Here is a 1094-nt window from a genome sequence, read left to right as displayed (position 1 = left end):
CGCGGCGACGCGGAGCCCGGCGTTGCTGTCGGCCGTGAACTGCTGCGCCGCGGGCACGACGTACACGTGGCCGTCGCGCCCGACCTGGTTGAATTCGTCGAGTCGGCCGGGCTCAGGGCGACCGAGTTTGGGCCGGACGCGCGACTGTGGCAGGACGTGCACCGCGACCTTTTGACCCGTTTGTTCCGGAGCTTTTGGAAGGTCCGGGAACTGAGCGCGTTGGTGCGCGAAGATCAGCGGCTGTTCAACCAGCTCTGGGAGGAGATCGGCAAGACGCTGATGTCGCTGGCCGAGGGGGCCGACCTGGTGCTCACCAGCGCCATCGGCGAACAGTCCGCGGCCAACATCGCGGAGTACTATGGCATTCCGCTGGCCACGCTGCATACCTTCCCGATACGGGCCAACGGCCAGCTCATTCCGGGGCTGCCCGCACCGGTGGGCCGTTCCGCGATGACGGTGTCCGAGTGGATGTCTTGGCCGATGCTCAAGAAACGCGACGATGCGCAGCGCCGCGAACTGGGCCTGCCGAAGGCGAGGCGCTCTGCGGCGCGACGCATCACCGAGCGCGGATCACTGGAAATTCAAGCCTACGAAGAAGTTTGCTTCCCGGGGCTGGCCGCCGAATGGGCGAACTGCAACGGCCAACGACCGTTCGTCGGCGCGCTGACGATGGAGTTGGCCACGGACGCCGACGAGGAGGTCGCGTCGTGGATCGCCGCGGGAACACCGCCGATTTTCTTCGGCTTCGGCAGCACGCCGGTCAAGTCTCCCGCCGACACCGTCGCCATGATCGGCGCGGCCTGCGCGCAACTGGGCGAACGGGCGCTGATCTGCTCCGGCTGGAGTGACTTCGGCAATGTCCCCCATTCCGACCACGTCAAGGTGGTGGAAGCGGTGAATTACGCTGCGGTCTTCCCGGCCTGCCGCGCGGTCGTGCACCACGGCGGCATGGGCACCATTGCCGCGGGCCTGCGCGCCGGGGTGCCCATGCTGATCCTCTGGACGGCACCCGATCAGGCGATCTGGGCCTCTCACGTCAAACGTCTGAAAGTTGGTTCTGGGCGGCGTTTTACGAGCACCAGCCGTGAATCGCT

The 1094-nt window shown here is 66.8% G+C and carries 1 protein-coding gene; it reads left to right on the top strand.

The features are described from left to right. A partial coding sequence (locus tag A5747_RS13175) for a glycosyltransferase (RefSeq protein WP_076124858.1) occupies positions 1-1094 on the top strand: 1094 nt, incomplete at both ends.

The organism is Mycobacterium sp. IS-836, from assembly GCF_001954275.1.
Taxonomy (GTDB): Bacteria; Actinomycetota; Actinomycetes; order Mycobacteriales; family Mycobacteriaceae; genus Mycobacterium.
The sequence above is the reverse complement of the archived record's forward strand: the minus strand, read 5'-3'. Positions and strand labels throughout refer to the sequence as shown.